Origin of the sequence: Salibacterium lacus, assembly GCF_042684865.1 — a bacterium.
In the GTDB taxonomy this organism is placed as follows: domain Bacteria; phylum Bacillota; class Bacilli; order Bacillales; family Marinococcaceae; genus Salibacterium; species Salibacterium lacus.
The window spans coordinates 132,560-148,563 of the sequence record NZ_JBHUML010000006.1; the positions used below are offsets into that span (position 1 = coordinate 132,560).

14 protein-coding genes are annotated in these 16,004 nt (G+C 52.4%); 3 read left to right on the top strand and 11 right to left on the bottom strand.

Going from position 1 to position 16,004, the window contains the following annotated elements:
• Positions 1 to 316: 316 nt before the first annotated feature.
• The 11 genes from ACFSUB_RS16500 to prfA all read right to left on the bottom strand — a co-directional run bounded on the left by ACFSUB_RS16500 (position 317) and on the right by prfA (position 11,518).
• Entirely contained in the window at positions 317 to 2,572 is a 2,256-nt protein-coding gene (locus ACFSUB_RS16500; protein WP_380714379.1) for a S8 family serine peptidase, read from the bottom strand.
• A 194-nt stretch (positions 2,573 to 2,766) separates the two neighbouring features.
• A complete protein-coding gene (upp, locus tag ACFSUB_RS16505; RefSeq protein ID WP_380714380.1) occupies positions 2,767 to 3,396 on the bottom strand; it encodes a uracil phosphoribosyltransferase in 630 nt (209 codons plus the stop codon).
• A 464-nt stretch (positions 3,397 to 3,860) separates the two neighbouring features.
• Positions 3,861 to 5,102: a serine hydroxymethyltransferase gene (locus ACFSUB_RS16510; protein ID WP_380714381.1), complete on the bottom strand. Its 1,242-nt coding sequence runs from the start codon at positions 5,100 to 5,102 to the stop codon at positions 3,861 to 3,863.
• Between the two features lie 126 nt (positions 5,103 to 5,228).
• Positions 5,229 to 5,786: a TIGR01440 family protein gene (locus tag ACFSUB_RS16515; RefSeq protein ID WP_380714382.1), complete on the bottom strand. Its 558-nt coding sequence runs from the start codon at positions 5,784 to 5,786 to the stop codon at positions 5,229 to 5,231.
• Between the two features lie 279 nt (positions 5,787 to 6,065).
• The gene (gene rpiB / locus ACFSUB_RS16520) at positions 6,066 to 6,506 is read right to left on the bottom strand and encodes a ribose 5-phosphate isomerase B (protein ID WP_380714383.1); all 441 of its coding nucleotides are present in this window, start codon (positions 6,504 to 6,506) and stop codon (positions 6,066 to 6,068) included.
• A 51-nt stretch (positions 6,507 to 6,557) separates the two neighbouring features.
• Entirely contained in the window at positions 6,558 to 7,007 is a 450-nt protein-coding gene (locus tag ACFSUB_RS16525; RefSeq protein ID WP_380714384.1) for a low molecular weight protein arginine phosphatase, read from the bottom strand.
• 57 nt (positions 7,008 to 7,064) lie between these two features.
• Positions 7,065 to 7,604, bottom strand: a complete 540-nt coding sequence (locus ACFSUB_RS16530) for a manganese efflux pump MntP (RefSeq protein ID WP_380714385.1) — start codon at positions 7,602 to 7,604, stop codon at positions 7,065 to 7,067.
• Between the two features lie 58 nt (positions 7,605 to 7,662).
• Complete coding sequence (locus ACFSUB_RS16535; RefSeq protein WP_380714386.1) at positions 7,663 to 8,718, bottom strand: L-threonylcarbamoyladenylate synthase; 1,056 nt, start codon at positions 8,716 to 8,718, stop codon at positions 7,663 to 7,665.
• Positions 8,719 to 8,848: 130 nt separating this feature from the next.
• Positions 8,849 to 9,493: a stage II sporulation protein R gene (spoIIR, locus tag ACFSUB_RS16540; RefSeq protein ID WP_380714387.1), complete on the bottom strand. Its 645-nt coding sequence runs from the start codon at positions 9,491 to 9,493 to the stop codon at positions 8,849 to 8,851.
• Between the two features lie 87 nt (positions 9,494 to 9,580).
• Complete coding sequence (gene prmC, locus ACFSUB_RS16545; RefSeq protein WP_380714389.1) at positions 9,581 to 10,444, bottom strand: peptide chain release factor N(5)-glutamine methyltransferase; 864 nt, start codon at positions 10,442 to 10,444, stop codon at positions 9,581 to 9,583.
• The gene (gene prfA / locus ACFSUB_RS16550; RefSeq protein WP_380714390.1) at positions 10,445 to 11,518 is read right to left on the bottom strand and encodes a peptide chain release factor 1; all 1,074 of its coding nucleotides are present in this window, start codon (positions 11,516 to 11,518) and stop codon (positions 10,445 to 10,447) included. It abuts the gene before it with no gap.
• Positions 11,519 to 11,745: 227 nt separating this feature from the next.
• Here prfA and ACFSUB_RS16555 point away from each other — a divergent pair, with 227 nt between their 5' ends.
• From ACFSUB_RS16555 to ACFSUB_RS16565, 3 genes are all read left to right on the top strand, one after another.
• A complete protein-coding gene (locus tag ACFSUB_RS16555) occupies positions 11,746 to 12,582 on the top strand; it encodes a PRD domain-containing protein (RefSeq protein ID WP_380714391.1) in 837 nt (278 codons plus the stop codon).
• 207 nt (positions 12,583 to 12,789) lie between these two features.
• The gene (locus ACFSUB_RS16560) at positions 12,790 to 14,223 is read left to right on the top strand and encodes a sucrose-specific PTS transporter subunit IIBC (protein WP_380714393.1); all 1,434 of its coding nucleotides are present in this window, start codon (positions 12,790 to 12,792) and stop codon (positions 14,221 to 14,223) included.
• Positions 14,224 to 14,232: 9 nt separating this feature from the next.
• The gene (locus tag ACFSUB_RS16565) at positions 14,233 to 15,678 is read left to right on the top strand and encodes a glycoside hydrolase family 32 protein (RefSeq protein ID WP_380714394.1); all 1,446 of its coding nucleotides are present in this window, start codon (positions 14,233 to 14,235) and stop codon (positions 15,676 to 15,678) included.
• The last annotated feature ends 326 nt before the right edge of the window (positions 15,679 to 16,004 follow it).

The following is a 16,004-nucleotide window of genomic DNA, read 5'->3' on the forward strand; positions in this document are numbered from 1 at the left end:
CTGCGCCGAAAAAAGGGACGGCGCTTCGGGATGTGGACAGCCGGATCTTTCTGACAATTTAACAGAAGTCGATTCCGGCCTTTGTCTTTCTCCATCATCGTGCAACCGTCACCGAAATATGTAAACCCTCTCACATACCCTCTGTCATCGTACAATAGAGGTCCCTGTCTGTCAATCCTTCACCAGGAAAAAATCCTTGTCACATCAGGGATTATCGTCATTTACTATGTGTCGATTAAGTGACAATTACAAGCCGGCTCAAAAATACTGCCGGAGGATCTTTGAATCCTTCCGGCAGCGCTTCCATATTATACTCTCAGGTTCTTGGTTCAGGGGTCTTTTCCACCCTTTCCTGCTGGAGATGGATGAGCGTTTCCAGCGTCTCTTCCTTTGTTCCCGAGACAGCATGGATAACGGCCCTGTAAATACCAGGTTCGACAGAAAGTTCCTCTTTTTTTACTGTCTGTTTGAATAACCCCGGCTTGACGTTCTGCTTTTCATCAAGCACACCGGCATAGGCGAATGTATCCGGGTCATACAGTCTGATTTGAAACGTATCGGCACCGCCCGGCATGTAAACTTCATACTGAAAGGCTGATGCCTGTGGATCCGGCTGCAGTTCAAATGCACTGATTCTCGGATACTGCGGCTCGTTGATAAGCATCAGATAAGGCAGGGTAACCGGGTACTTTCCTCCTGTTACTGTGATGGCGCCGTGGAGTTCATCTGTTTCTACTGCACCGGGTGAAAGCTCCGCCTGAACGTTCACTTCTTCTGCTTCACCGGGAGGGACAACGACAGTTTCCGGCACGTGCCACTCGATACCGAAAAACGGTTCATTTTCAGCCTGAAATCTGTACGTCCGCTTTTTAAAGGAATTATTTTCCAGTAGTATAATTTCTTCGTATACGGTCTGCTCCCTGCCGAGCGGACGTACCCCCAGCGAGAGTGTTCCCGGACTGACGAGAGTCTCTGTCTTTAATGCTCTTGCGATATCCACCCGCCCTGCTCCCTGTACAAACGGAGGATACATACTCCCGCTCTCATCTGTCAGAGGCACGGCTGTGTTCATGAGCACCGTTTTGACCTGCTCCGGGGTCCATGTCGGCCGGGCCTGTTTCACAAGTGCTGCCGCTCCGGCAATATGGGGGGCTGCCATACTCGTTCCATTCAGTGACATATATCCTTTTGGCACTGTGCTGTCGATGTCGACCCCGGGTGCGGCAATATCCGGTTTAACTGCCCAGGACTGCGTAACCGGTCCTCTTGAACTGAAAAATGCCATATGATCGGTCTCTTCCTCGAGAATCGTGCGCAGCGCCGGTGGAACATCGTCTTCCTTTTCCTGTACGGCTTTTTTCAAATGTTCTCCGTCTTCTTTTGAAATCGTAATAACAGGCAGAGGCAGTTCTTCTTTTGACATCGCCGCAAAGCCGCCCGCCACATTGTTGTACAGGATGACAGCATCCGCTCCTGCCCGGCGTGCGTTGGCCATTTTCCGAACGAGCGGTATACCGCCGCGCTCGATGAGAACAGCTTTTCCTTTGACATCCTTAAGATCTTCTTTCAACCCCAGGCCGGCGAATACAAGCGGCAGATCGCGCCGGAATTCCCACGGCGCGGCTCCTTTTACCGGCTGCAGATCAATCGACAGTTCCGGGTCATCCACCAGCGCCAGCTTCGGCATCCGAAGGGGTGGAATCGAGGCGCCGACCGATATTGCTTTTTCCGACGTGCCGGGGGACCCGACGCTCCACATCTCCGGCCCGCTGTTACCGCTGGATGTGACCGCTGTTATCCCTTCTTCCACTGCTTTATCAAGGGCGCGGCTCGTCGGCCAGTCCGGCCCGTTGATAGGACTTCCGAGCGAAAGGTTCAATACATCCACCTCGTCTTCTATCGCCCGTTCGACCGCTGCCAGAATCTGCTCTGTAGATCCCTGTCCTCCAGGGCCGAGTGCCCGGTACATATAGATATCAGCCTCCGGCGCAACACCCCGGACGGCACCATCCGCTGCAATAATCCCGGCAACGTGGGTCCCGTGCATCGTCGGTTCCCCGTTTTTGTCCGCCGCTCCTTCCAGCGGATCCCCGTCCTGATCGACAAAATCATAGCCGCCTTTGTAATTATTCTTCAAATCAGGGTGATGATAATCAATACCTGTATCAATAATGCCGACTTTTATTCCTTTTCCGGTCAGCGGCAGCCCTTTGGCGTCCCGCTCTTCCCGAGCCGCTTTTGCTCCGATAAATGGCGCACTTTCGTTAATCTCTGTTTGATATACTGCCGCTTCATCCGTCCGCTTAATGCCATCCATGCGGTTCAGGGATTCCTGATGCTCTGCCGGAATTTTCACCGCAAAGCCGCGGAACCCCCTTTCATAGGTCTCTTTTATACGCAGACCGGGGATGCGGTCTTCCATCCGGTCCCGGAGCTCAGGCAGAGAAGCCTGTTCCGTGGCAGCTGCAATGATGGTCGGTTCTTCTGCCGCTTGAAGTGATTGCGTTTTTGTTGTCCCTGCCGCCGCTGCGAGCACGAGTACGCAGCATACGTTGATTATTATTTTCCCCATTTCGCCTAAGCCCCCTGTTCTCCACTTAGGTTGCAGCAAACAGGTGGATTTATACAGGGCTCTCTTTTTGCAGATTCTGTTCAGCGGGTGTCGGGTGTTGCGGTGGTGTCCACAGAGCCGGTACGCCCCAAAAATCCGGGCACCGCCTGTCCGGCATACAAAAAAAGCTTCAGCACAACGGCTGAAGCCTTTTTTTATTTTGTACCGAAAAGGCGGTCTCCGGCGTCGCCAAGTCCCGGTACGATGTAGCCTTTTTCATCGAGTTTTTCATCGAGTGCTGCAAGGTAGATGTCCACTTCCGGATGCTGGTTCTGCACTTCTTCCACGCCCTCCGGCGCGCCGATCAGACACATCAGTTTGATGTTGGTGGCTCCGCGCTGTTTCAGACTGGAAATGGCATCCACAGCCGATCCGCCGGTTGCAAGCATCGGATCGACGACAATGAATTCGCGCTCCTCTACGTCACTTGGAAGCTTCACGTAATATTCGACCGGTTTCAGCGTCTGTGGATCGCGGTACATGCCGACGTGTCCTACTTTCGCGGCCGGAATCAGTTTCAAAATACCGTCCGACATGCCGATTCCTGCCCGCAGAATCGGTACAACGCCGAGTTTTTTGCCGGCAAGCGCGTGTGATTTGGAAGGGCCGACCGGTGTTTCCACCGTCACTTCCTGCAGCTGGAGATGGCGGGTGATTTCAAACGCCATCAAGGTAGCTACTTCATCCACCAGCTCCCGGAATTCCTTCGTCCCTGTGGAGACATCCCTGATATACGTCAGCTTATGCTGAATCAGCGGATGATCAAATACGTGTACGTTTCCCATATCGTGCACAGCTCCTTTGTACCGGGTGCTCCCCCGGATTCTATGTATTACAGCAGCAGGTATACAACTTCATTCTTATGAAATTCTACAGAAAAAGCCGAAACCCTTCAAGGGCTTGCAAATAGAGCTGCGATTCAGATTTTTTTGCGAAAAAAGGCTTCCTGCCGCTGCGCGTGTATGCAGGGTGCGTTTTTCATTATAAAATGACAGCAAACGTTACGAGGACCACGATTTACGGTCAATGGAAGCCGTTCTGCATGGGAAAAAGGCGTATACCAGCCATACGCTTTCATTTACGTGCCGAATGCCCTCATTTACATGCCAAATATACGACTGTACTGTCCGAATACACCTCATTACATGCCGGCGTACATCAAAGGCAGTCTGCCCCACGCAGGAAACAGGCTCCAACGCAAAAAGACGGAGCGCGGGACAATATCCACGCTCCGTCTTTTCAGGAGAACTTACAGTTCCGGATACATCGGGAAGGCAGCCGTCAGGGCGTCGATGCGGCGGGCCGCTTCCTTGAGGGTTTCTTCGTCGTCATGGTGTTTCAGGGTGAGTGCCATGACAGCACCGATTTCGTCCATTTCCTTTTCACCGAAGCCGCGGGACGTAACGGCGGCGGTGCCGATGCGGATACCGCTTGTAACAAACGGGCCTTCCGGATCGAACGGAATGGTATTTTTATTCGTGGTAAGTCCGACTTCATCGAGTGCTTTTTCCCCGACTTTTCCGGTGATGCCAAGGCTCCGCAGATCCAAGAGAAGCAGGTGGTTGTCCGTTCCGCCAGACACAATGTCGATGCCGTTATCCTGAAGGGCGGAGGCGAGACGCTTCGCATTTTTCACGATATTTTCGGCATATGTCTTGAAGGAGTCCTCGAGGGCTTCACCGAACGAGACGGCTTTGGCCGCGATGACGTGCATAAGCGGGCCGCCCTGCAGTCCCGGGAAGATAGCTTTGTCGATCTTTTTGGCAAAATCCTCCCCGCAGAAAATCATGCCGCCGCGCGGGCCGCGCAGGGTTTTATGTGTCGTCGTTGTCACAAAGTGAGCATGGGGCACCGGGTTCTGATGAACACCGGCGGCAACAAGGCCGGCGATGTGGGCCATATCGACCATCAGGTACGCGCCGACTTCATCTGCGATTTCCCGGAACTTCGCGAAATCAATTTCCCGCGGGTATGCGCTTGCTCCGGCGACAATCAGTTTCGGCTGTTGCTCCTTTGCTGCTTCACGGACCGCTTCATAGTCGATGACCTGGTCTTCCCGGGTTACACCGTATTCAACGAAATTATACTGCACCCCGCTGAAGTTCACCGGACTTCCATGGGTCAGATGTCCGCCGTGGGAGAGATTCATGCCGAGCACGGTATCTCCCTGCTCAAGTGCCGTGTAATAGACAGCCATGTTCGCCTGGGCTCCGGAGTGGGCCTGCACGTTTACGTGTTCGGCGCCGAACAGTTTTTTCGCGCGGTCGCGGGCGAGATCCTCTACGACGTCCACGTGCTCACAGCCGCCGTAATACCGGCGTCCGGGATACCCTTCCGCGTATTTATTCGTGAGGACCGAGCCCTGCGCTTCCATGACAGCCTCACTGACAAAGTTCTCGGATGCGATGAGTTCAATTTTGTCGCGCTGGCGCTGCAGTTCATCCTGCATCGCAGCGTAAACGCTTGGATCCTGGTTTTTGATTGTTTCCATTTTTAGGTTTCTCCTTTCTCTCCTCGTACTCTCTCATTCGTTTTTCATTATTCGTTATCATTTCCTGCCGTATTATAACATGGAATTTTGCATGAAATCCGTATTTTCTTTAAAAAAATCATACAATTATTCAGATTCAGGATAACGGGCACGCGCTCCGCCGATCAACTTCGGACGGGTTACCGCCATGGTGACATGGGCGTTTCCAATCGAATTCGTCCCGCCCCGGACCGGCACGGCCACGTGTTTCAGGTGCATGCCGATAAGCGTGTCCCCGATGTCTATGCCCGCATCAGCGCGGATGTGTTCCACGAGCACCGGGTCGGTTAACGACACATAAGCCTGCGATGCCATCGCACCCCCGGCCCGGCGGTGCGGCACGACAGCCACTTCTTCGCCGCCGAACCGGGCGGCTGCAGCGCGTTCCATAACAAGAGCGCGGTTAATATGTTCACACCCCTGAAAGGCCATATGCATACCGGTATCCTGTTGAAAGAAATCCAGCACCTCATACAATGCTTTGGCGGCTTCCTCCGATCCCGCCGTCCCGATGCGGCCGCCGGTAACCTCGCTCGTACTGGCACCGATGACAAGCAGACGGTTCTCATCGAGGGAGATCCGCTCCCGCAGGGCATCCAGACAGGCCTGCAGGGAAGTCTGCCATTCCTTGATATCATGATTCATGCCGATCACCTCTTGTCTAAAGAATATCACATCCAGTCTGTTTTTTGAAAAAACAGGCCGGCACGCGGGGCGCTGCCGCGTCTAAGGGTCACCATTTCTGCTTCCGGCTTCCAGTGTGTCGGTTGGAACATTTCTAAGCCCCACTTTCTGCCTGCCTTCCTGCAAAAGGGACTCTTACGCTTTTTCTAAGGTGTACATTTCACTTTCCAACCGGTCCTTGTTACCTTTAGACTTCTTCCTATGAAAAAAGCCGCCCTTTAGTCAGGGCAGCCCCGCTGCTTATTTCTCTTCCATCGCCATCATTTTATCGACGCGGTCGGCGTGGCGTCCGCCTTCAAAATCCGTCTCCAACCATGCTTTGACGATTTCGCCGGCGAGTCCCGGTCCTACCACACGTTCGCCCATCGCGAGGATGTTGCTGTTATTGTGGGCACGGGATGCTTTGGCGCTGAATACATCGTGGCAGACAGCGGCGCGGATGCCGTTGATTTTGTTGGCGGAAATCGAAATGCCGATGCCGGTTCCGCATATCAGGATACCTTTGTCTACTTCACCGGCGGCAACGCGTTCGGCGACCGGCTGGGCATAGTCCGGATAATCCACCGATTCCGTGCAGTTGCATCCGTAATCTTCTATCTCTACATCCATCTCCTGAAGTACTTTTTCCACTTCCACTTTCAGTGTATGACCGGCGTGGTCTGATCCCATTGCAATTTTCACGGGCATCTCCTCCTGACTTTTTCTGTTCCGGGCCGGCTGAAAAACATCGCTTCAGTCCTCGTCGACCCGCTTTAGTACCCTCTCCACAAGTATCTCAAGCTCGTCCGCTGTACTCTGGTAGATGCTGCGGGAGCCGCCGATGGGGTCCGTAATGTCACCCGCTCCGCTTTCCTGCCCGCCGGCAAATTCTTTTATGGTGAATACTTTGTCCGCTGCCTCGGGGAACTGCTGCACCACCATCCCATGGTGATTTTTTGTCATCGTAAGAATCACATCGGCCCAGTCCACCCGTTCTTTCGTTAACGGTTTGGCAGCGTGGCGGAGCGGAATCCCCCGTTCTTTCAATACCTCTACCGTTTCTTTGGACGCGGCCATGCCGGGGGAGGCTGAAATCCCGGCGGACTGCACCTCAATATCCTCTCTCCCTTTCTCCCGGAGAAGTGCTTCGGCCATCGGGCTCCGGCACGTATTACCGGTACAGACAAACAACACGTTGGTCATCCCTGGTTCCTTCCTTTTATTCATAATGTATCTTTTATTTTATCACAGATATGTCTGTCACAGAATCAGCTTTACTCCCAGACTGAACAAAATAATACCGCCGGCAGCTTCTCCGAGGTGGCCGAGCATGTACTGAAGTCTGCCGCCAAGCGCAAGACCGGCCCAGGTGAAAGCTGCACTGAAAATGCCGAACAGTAGAAGCACTTCCATCCACGGGGTCTGCAGAATGCCAAGGGATATGCCGATTGAAAAACTGTCGAGACTGACAAGGATAGCGAAAAAGATAATACCGGGCCCGCGGGGCACAATCATGGTGCCGTTTTCGTCCTTGCGAAACGCCGATCCTATCATCTGCATGCCTGTTATAATCAAAAGAACCCCGCCTACCATCAACGCAGCTCTTTCAAAAGATTCGGCGATCCACCTTCCGCCGAACAGACCGAAACAAGGCATCACCATATGAAAAAAACCTACCACTGCCGCCGTTTTCAGCCGTGGAATCGGTTTTGCCTGATTCATCGCTGCCGCAAGCGACATAGAAAAGGCATCCATGCTGAGCGCCGCCGCCATCCCGCAAAGTACCAGCCAGCCTTCCATTTCCCGTTCCCCTTTCCAGATATGCTCGTACAGCTTATGCATGTCCGGAGCGAATCATTCAGGAAGCGGAAGCGGCTTTTTCAAGACGATTCATCACGGCTTCTCCTATACCCTTTTTGGGAAACGTTTCACAGAAAATCACATCCACGCTGCTTTGATCAGCAAGGCGCAGGTTATCGTAGAGCCGGGCGGCGATGTCCGAAAGCTCGTCTTTGGATCCAAGTGAAATAAAAACATCAGCATATGCCTGCAGTTCCAAGCGGTGCTCATCCACTGCCATAATACCTACGGTTTTCCCTTCTCCGCGCGCCTGTTTCGCGGCTTCGTTTATGCTGCCTTCCACGAGGACAAGCGGCGCAGACGGGGCGTAATGGCGGTATTTCATGCCGGGAGCCCTCGGGGCGTCTTCCTGCAGCAGCGCAGCAGTTTCCGCCACGTTTTCTTCCCCGAGTACGCTGGTCAGCTGTTCTCTTGTAATACCGCCGGGCCGCAGCACCACTGCTTTCTCTCCTGTGCAGTCCACAACGGTGGATTCAAGGCCGTACCCGGCTTCGCCTCCCTGTACGATACCCGCGATTTTCCCGTCGAGATCGTATGTCACGTGTTCGGCTTTTGTCGGACTCGGGCGTCCCGATTGATTGGCGCTCGGGGCTGCCACCGGAATACCCGCTTTGTTGATAAGTGCCCTCGCTACGGGATGTTCCGGCATACGGACCGCAACCGTCGAGAGCCCGGCCGTTACTTTTTCAGACACTGCGTTGTTTTTTGGAACAATTAACGTCAGCGGCCCCGGCCAAAACGCATCGGCCAGCTTCTCCGCCATATCCGGAATGACAGACGCAAGCCCCTGCCACTGGGATCGTTCGCCGATATGTACAATCAACGGGTTGTCACCGGGTCTACCTTTCGCAGCAAATATCTGCTCCACCGCTTCATCGCTCCGGGCATCAGCCCCGAGACCATATACTGTCTCTGTTGGAAATGCAACGGCTTCTCCGCGGCTTATACACAACCCGGCTTCTTCTATTTCAGGGGGTGAGGGCTCTTCCTCATCCCAATTATCCACATTCCACACTCTTGTTTGTTTATAACTCACCTTTCCACCCCTTTCCATCCGTTCCGGTAACCCCTGTTATTATAAGAAAAATTGCTTTATTAAGGCAAATATAAAAAAGTTACCCACAGCCTTGTGTACAGCTGTGGATAATTCATTAATCCTATTATGTCAGTTCTCCGTCCGTTTTTTATTCTTTTCCACCGAACCAATTATTCCATCTCTCCACAACAAAGAATCGATACTCCTCTTTGTCATCCACAGAATCCCCGGTTTTTTCCACATTTTCATTTGAAGTGTCCTTTTTTTCCACAGTTGAAGAGGAGTTATCCACAGATTCTCCCGATGAGATGAAGCAAAGCGGCGGAAACAGAACACACCACCAGTTATCTCCTTCTCCTTGTCCAATGGTCACGACGAGCGCTTCATAAGCCCCGGCCGGGTAAATAATCGGCCCGTAAATTCTCGTTGGAAAGTCCACGTCGGATTTTAAGGCGATGGAAAAGCTGCGTTCTTCCATTCCTCGATCGTTGAGAACACCCTGCACCGTCTCTTTGAGTTCGGGAAGGGAACGCTGCAACGTTGTCAGCGCCTCCTCTTTGTCCAATTCTGCCGTTAATTCGCCGCGTATCTCTTGATTTACAGCGTCCCTCACTTCCGTTTTTGCGAGCTGCTCTTCGGGAGAATTATTGTGAGCGAGAATGCGCAGGCGGACCGCTTCTTCGGGAATCGTCTGAATGCCGGCGTTGGAGGCCGCGGCATTTTGCTGCTGCTCCATCTGCAGCCAGGATAGGAGAACAAAAAACAATACATAAATAAGTGCTCTTTTCGGCATAACGTTGGCACCGTCCTTTCACCATTCATTGTGGACGGTGCCTGTGCTTTCTAAACGATAAACGGTTCGACATCTTTTGTTGAATCGTTATACGTCATTGCGTTCGCAGAATACCATTCTTGGTTTATCGTTCATATCATGGCGGAGTTCAATATCAGCAAGCGGCAGCTCTTTTTGCAGGATACGGGTCACATCCTCTCCCTGCCGGTCCCCAATCTCAAAGGCGGCAAGTCCCCGGGACTGCAGCAAAGCCGGAAGATGGACCGCCATCTTCCGGTAACAGACGAGTCCGTCCTCTTCGCCGACCAGTGCCAGTTTCGGATCATGATCCCGGACGAGCGGATCCAGTGCTTCCCATTCCTGTTTCGGGATATAGGGAGGGTTGGATACGATAACGTCATATTTCGTTTCCCCTTCAAGGAGCGGATCCATCAAGCTTCCTTCCATGAATTCAACGGAAGCACCAAGGTCGGCGGCGTTTTTCTGCGCGGTCTCCAGTGCTTTTTTGTCGAGTTCCACCGCTCTCACCTGCACATCCGGCGCCTCCAGTGCGAGTGTGATCGCGATAACGCCGCTTCCGGTGCCGATATCGGCCACTTGCAGGCTCGTGATGCGCTGGTGCCGGATCCACCGGAGTACACCATCCACCAGTTCCTCCGTCTCCGGTCTCGGAATCAGTACGTGTTCATTCACGTGAAAACGACGGCCGTAAAACTCTTCATACCCTGTCAGGTGCTGCACCGGTACCCCTTCCGCATGCTGCGTCACATCGCGCCAAAAAGCCGTCCACACGTCATCTGTCAATGGCTCGCGCCGGGCCAGGTGAAAATCTGTCCACCCGACGTTCAAATGATGTTTCATCAGCAGTTCCGCCGCTTTCGGTTCACGTTTGTTTTCTTCTAAAAAAGACGAAGCCCTGTTGAGGGCTTCGTACATATATGCAGGCTTCATTTATGCCTCTCCTGCCTCTTCCATCATTTCGGCCTGTTCTTCTACAATCAGCGCTTCAATAATCTGGTCTATTTCACCCTGAAGCACTTGATCGAGTTTCTGGACGGTAAGGCCGATACGGTGATCGGTGACGCGGCTCTGTGGAAAATTGTACGTGCGGATCCGTTCCGAGCGGTCCCCGGTGCCGACTGCGGACTTGCGGTTCTCGTCATATTCGGCTTCGGCTTCCTTTTGGTACATGTCATAAATGCGCGCACGCAGTACTTTCATTGCTTTATCTTTGTTTTTGAGCTGCGATTTCTCGTCCTGACAGGACACAACGATACCCGTTGGTTCATGGGTGAGCCGTACCGCCGACATGGTCGTATTGACGCTCTGGCCTCCCGGACCACTGGCGGCGAACGTGTCTACGCGGATATCTTTGTCATGGAGATCGACTTCGACTTCTTCGGCTTCGGGCAGGACTGCCACGGTGGAGGTGGACGTGTGAATACGCCCGCCTGACTCCGTGCTGGGCACCCGCTGCACGCGGTGGGCCCCGTTTTCGTACTTCATTTTCGAGTAGGCCCCTTCTCCGCTTATCATGAAAATCATTTTGTTAAAGCCGCCGAGTTCCGTCGGGGTCGACTCGATGACTTCCGCTTTCCAGTTGTTCTTCTCCGCGAAACGGGAATACATTTTGAACAAATCCGCCGCAAACAGCGACGCTTCATCGCCGCCTGCTGCCCCGCGGATTTCCACAATGACATTTTTATCATCATTCGGGTCTTTTGGCAGCAGAAGAACCCTGAGCGTTTCCTCGAGCTCCTGCTTTTTTTCCGTCAGTTCCTCGATTTCCATTTTGACCATGTCTTCCATGTCGTCATCCTGGTTATCCTGGAGCATCACCTTGGCCTCGTCAAGCTGGGTCGTTGTCTCTTTATATTCCCTGTATTTCTGGACAATGTCCGAAATCTCGGCCTGTTCCTTGGAGTAGTCCCGTAATTTCGTCGTATCACTCACTACATCCGGGTCGCTCAGCCATTCATTCAGCTGTTCATAACGGTCTTCTACGGCTTGCAGACGTTCTAGCACAAGCTTTCACCTCTTTATAGGTTGCATAACATTATAATTATAGTATAATGCCGCTTCTCCGTCAAAAAACTCCCCCGCCACGCGCTGGCATAAACGATGTGTTTGTCCGCCCCTTTACCCCCCTCCTGTACTGAAAGGGTAGACTGCTGACCCTTGTGGTAGTTATGCTCAGAGAATGAGATACTCCTTGAAGGGTGATATAGTATCGAAGGAAAGGAGGCCGATGCATGAAAATCGTGCGTATACTGAACAACAACGCTGTCGTTGTTCATCACGGGAGCCGGGAAAAGATTGTTTTTGGACCGGGAATTGGATTTCAAAAAGGAAAAAACGACCCGGTGAATCAAAAGAAAATTGAAAAAATATTCAGCATGGAAGAAGAAACACCTAAATTTGAGCAGCTGTTGAAGACCCTTCCGATCGAAGTCATTGAAACCGGCGAAGAAATTATCAGCTACGCTGAAGGGGAGATGCATCTGCCCCTCAGCGATCATATTCATATTTCCATGATTGATCACCTGGCTTTTGCCCTTGAACGTATGAAACAGGGGATTACGATAGAAAACAAACTGCTCCATGAAATCAAAGCACTCTATCAGGAGGAGTACAGAATCGGCGTGTGGGCCATCCAAAAAATTAAAACGGATCTCGGGGTAGAGCTTCCAGATGCAGAAGCCGGGCATATAGCACTGCATCTGCATACCGCGAAACTGCAAACCGGTTCGATGGAAAAGACAGTGCAGCGGACCTCCTTGATTCAGGAGCTGATTCAGCTCGTCGAAAACGATGCCGGCCTCGAGCTTGCGGAACACAGCATGTCATACCACCGCCTGGTCGTTCATTTAAATTTTGCTCTCGCGCGGGCAGAAGACGGCAAAGGGTTTGATGACATGGATCCCGAGATGCTTACACTCATTCAGACCAAATATGAAAAAGCCTACGGGGCAGCATGTGAGCTGGCTGATCACGTCAAACAGGAAGCTGGTCTGCCGTTTCCTGTGCCCGAGATCGGCTACATTGCCCTTCATATCCAGCGTATTTTATCAAATCAATCGCTTTCATAAGTTAGCAGGAAAGCGTTGACATGGTGCATTTCATTTTGTATACTTTGCGTACATTATACATATCGGGAGTTGTTACTGCTTTGAGCAGGCAAGACCCAAAATGAGAAAAGGTGACGTGTGTGTCCCAGGCACACGTTTCCCTCCTCGTTTTGGGTCTTTTTTTATCTGAAAACAGCTCCTGTTATTTTTCAAAGAGGGGGTCTTCTGATGGATTACACATCCATAGCAAAAGAACTGGTTCCGCTTCTCGGCGGCAAAGATAATATTATTAGTGCGACGCATTGCGCCACGCGGCTCCGGCTGGTTATTGATGATGAAAGCAGTGTAGACAAGGAGAAAATTGAAAATCTGGAAGGGGTAAAAGGTGCCTTCTCAAGCTCTGGTCAGTTCCAGATTATTTTCGGTACCGGAACAGTCAATAAAGTATATCAGCCGCTCGCAGAAGAAATCGGCATCCATGATGAATCGGAGGACCGCAAGCAGCAAAAGGTAGACCATAACGAAGCTGTAAAAAAGAATATGAATCCGGTATCACGATTTGCAAAAGTGCTTTCCAATATCTTTGTCCCAATCATCCCGGCCATTGTAGCAGCTGGTATGCTGATGGGACTGCTGAATCTGATGAACCGCTTTGGCTGGGCAGACAGTGACAGTTCCCTGTATATTCTGCTTGATATGTTTTCCTCGGCGGCCTTTATTATTCTTCCGATTTTAATCGGCTACAGCGCGGCACGTGAATTCGGTGGAAACACGTACCTGGGCGCTGTGGTCGGAGGCATTATGACCCACCCGGATCTTTTGAATCCATGGGGGCTTCAGGAAAGCGGCGTGGAGCCGGAAATGCTCCAATTTGCCGGCATGAACATTGAGCTTCTCGGCTACCAGGGTACCGTTATTCCGGTATTGCTGACGGTGTACGTCATGTGCTGGCTGGAAAAACTGTTCCGTACCTTTGTTCCGAGTATGGTGGATCTGCTCGTTACACCGTTTTTGACGATTATGTCGACAGGTTTTATTGCTCTGATGGCTGTCGGTCCGCTTGGCCGTCTGCTTGGAGAAGGCGTAACATCGTCTCTCATGTTTTTATATGACACAGGAGCGGGCTTTGCCGGCCTTGTGTTCGGCGGATTGTATTCGCTGATTGTATTAACCGGCGTACATCACAGTTTCCATGCCATTGAAGCAGAAATTCTCGGCCAGGCCGGTTTTAACTATCTGCTGCCTATCTGGGCGGTGGCAAACGTTGCCCAGGGCGGAGCCGGGCTTGCTGTATGGGTGAAAACACGCAGCAAAAAAATGAAAGAAATCGCCGGACCGTCAGCATTTGCTGCTTTTCTCGGTATTACGGAGCCGGTTATTTTCGGAGTGAACCTCCGCTACCGCCGGCCGTTTATTGGTGCTGCCATCGGTGGTGCTCTCGGCGGCGCATATGTGACGATTACCAACGTTACCGCAAACGGGATCGGTGTGACCGGTCTGCCGATGTTTGCGATTGCAAACGATCCCATTAACTACGCCATAGGGTTACTGATTGCCGTAGGCGGCGCTTTCACTGCCACATTGCTGCTGGGCTGGCCGGAAGAACAAACACAACCGGAAAAAGAAGAATCAGAGCAGGACAGCGCGGATAAAGCTGTATAGGAGGAAGCCATGAGTGACGAACATGCTATGCGGCAGGACGTAGAAAAGAGGTTGAAAACAAACACAGACGCAATGGCCGGACCTTTTCGACAGCAGTTCCATCTCATGCCTCCTGTGGGATTAATGAACGATCCAAACGGGCTTGTGCAATGGCAGGGCGTTTACCACGTTTTTTACCAATGGATGCCGTTTGACACCGGGCATGGCAGTAAATGGTGGGGGCATGTGACGACCACGGACTGGATTCATTGGGAGTTTATGCCTCCGGCGCTGGCTCCGGTGCAGGAGTTTGAAAAGAATGGATGCTATTCCGGCAGCGCCGTCGTGCATGAGAATCAACTCTACTTGTTTTATACCGGCAACGTAAAAGATGAACACGAACGCCGGACGAGCTATCAGTGCCTTGCTGTTTCCCGTAACGGCGTCGATTTTAAAAAGTACGGACCGGTCATCCACCAGCCCGACGGATATAGCGCGCACGTCCGGGACCCGAAAGTATGGTTTGAAGCGGGCGTGTGGTGGCTCGTCATCGGCGCCCAGCGCTGCGACCGGGAAGGGCAGGTGCTGTTGTACCGTTCGCCGGACTTATGGAATTGGGCGTTTCTCGGCCCGCTCGCCGGCCGGGACGTCACGTTTTCCGAGTCCTTTGGCTTCATGTGGGAGTGCCCGGACTTTTTTGAACTCGAAGGTACACGGGTGCTGCTGGTGTCTCCGCAGGGGCTCGAAGCAGAAACGTATCGATACCGGAATCAATACCAAACCGGTATTTTCACTGGTGCATTTCATCCGGAGACGGGGACATTTACCCACGGCGGTTTTCGCGAATTAGACCTGGGATTTGAATGTTACGCCCCTCAGACGTTTGAGGATGAGCAGGGCAGGCGCCTCCTGCTTGGCTGGATGGGGGTGCCGGAGCAGCAGGAACAGGCTCACCCGACGGTTTCTGACGGCTGGGTGCACTGCCTGACGGTCCCAAGAGAACTGTCGATGCGGGAAGGACACTTACATCAACAACCCATCGAAGAATACAAACAGCTTCGGGGAACCCACACATCAACTACTGTGGCGGTAACCAATGAGACGGCTGCCTGGGCCTCGTGGACTGCAGCAGCTGCCGAGCTTTATATAGAGATAGAGGCAGAAGCGAGCTGGACCATGGCGTGGCGCCGCTATTTTCATATTTCTTACGATGCCGGAGAACAGACGCTCACGTTTGAACGTCCTGATTTTGAAACCGGTGAGCCGGAGCAGCGTGTCAGCCGGGTGAACGGCGTGCATACACTCCACTGTCTGTTTGACCACTCGTCCGCCGAAGTATTTGTGAACGGCGGAGAATACGTATCGACTTCCCGCATTTTTCCGGAACAGGAGGCAGCGGGACTTCAATTCGCAGCGGAAGTCTACGCTGTATTTTATGTACACGCGTGGGAACTTCAGTCTCTGCAATGGCAGTAAAGAGTTGGATAAAAACATTCCGAACGGATCCCTCGAACCGTTCGGAATGTTTGTTGTGTATGATAAAAGATATTTTGAGGGCAGGAGCTGGTCTGTGAACACTTTTCCCGGAGTACTGGAGATCGTTCAGCTCTTACGTTACGTTTGTAGGCCGGCTGCCCGCGTAAACGTCACATAAAGCGGTTCATAATGACGTTTGGGGTTCCTGTTTCCAGCCTAAACGTTATCACAGGGTGCAAGCGTTACGTTCAGCTCCTTTTTCCGCGCATAAACGTCGTCATAACCTTCTCATAACGACGTTTGTACCGGGAGGCGACACCCAAACG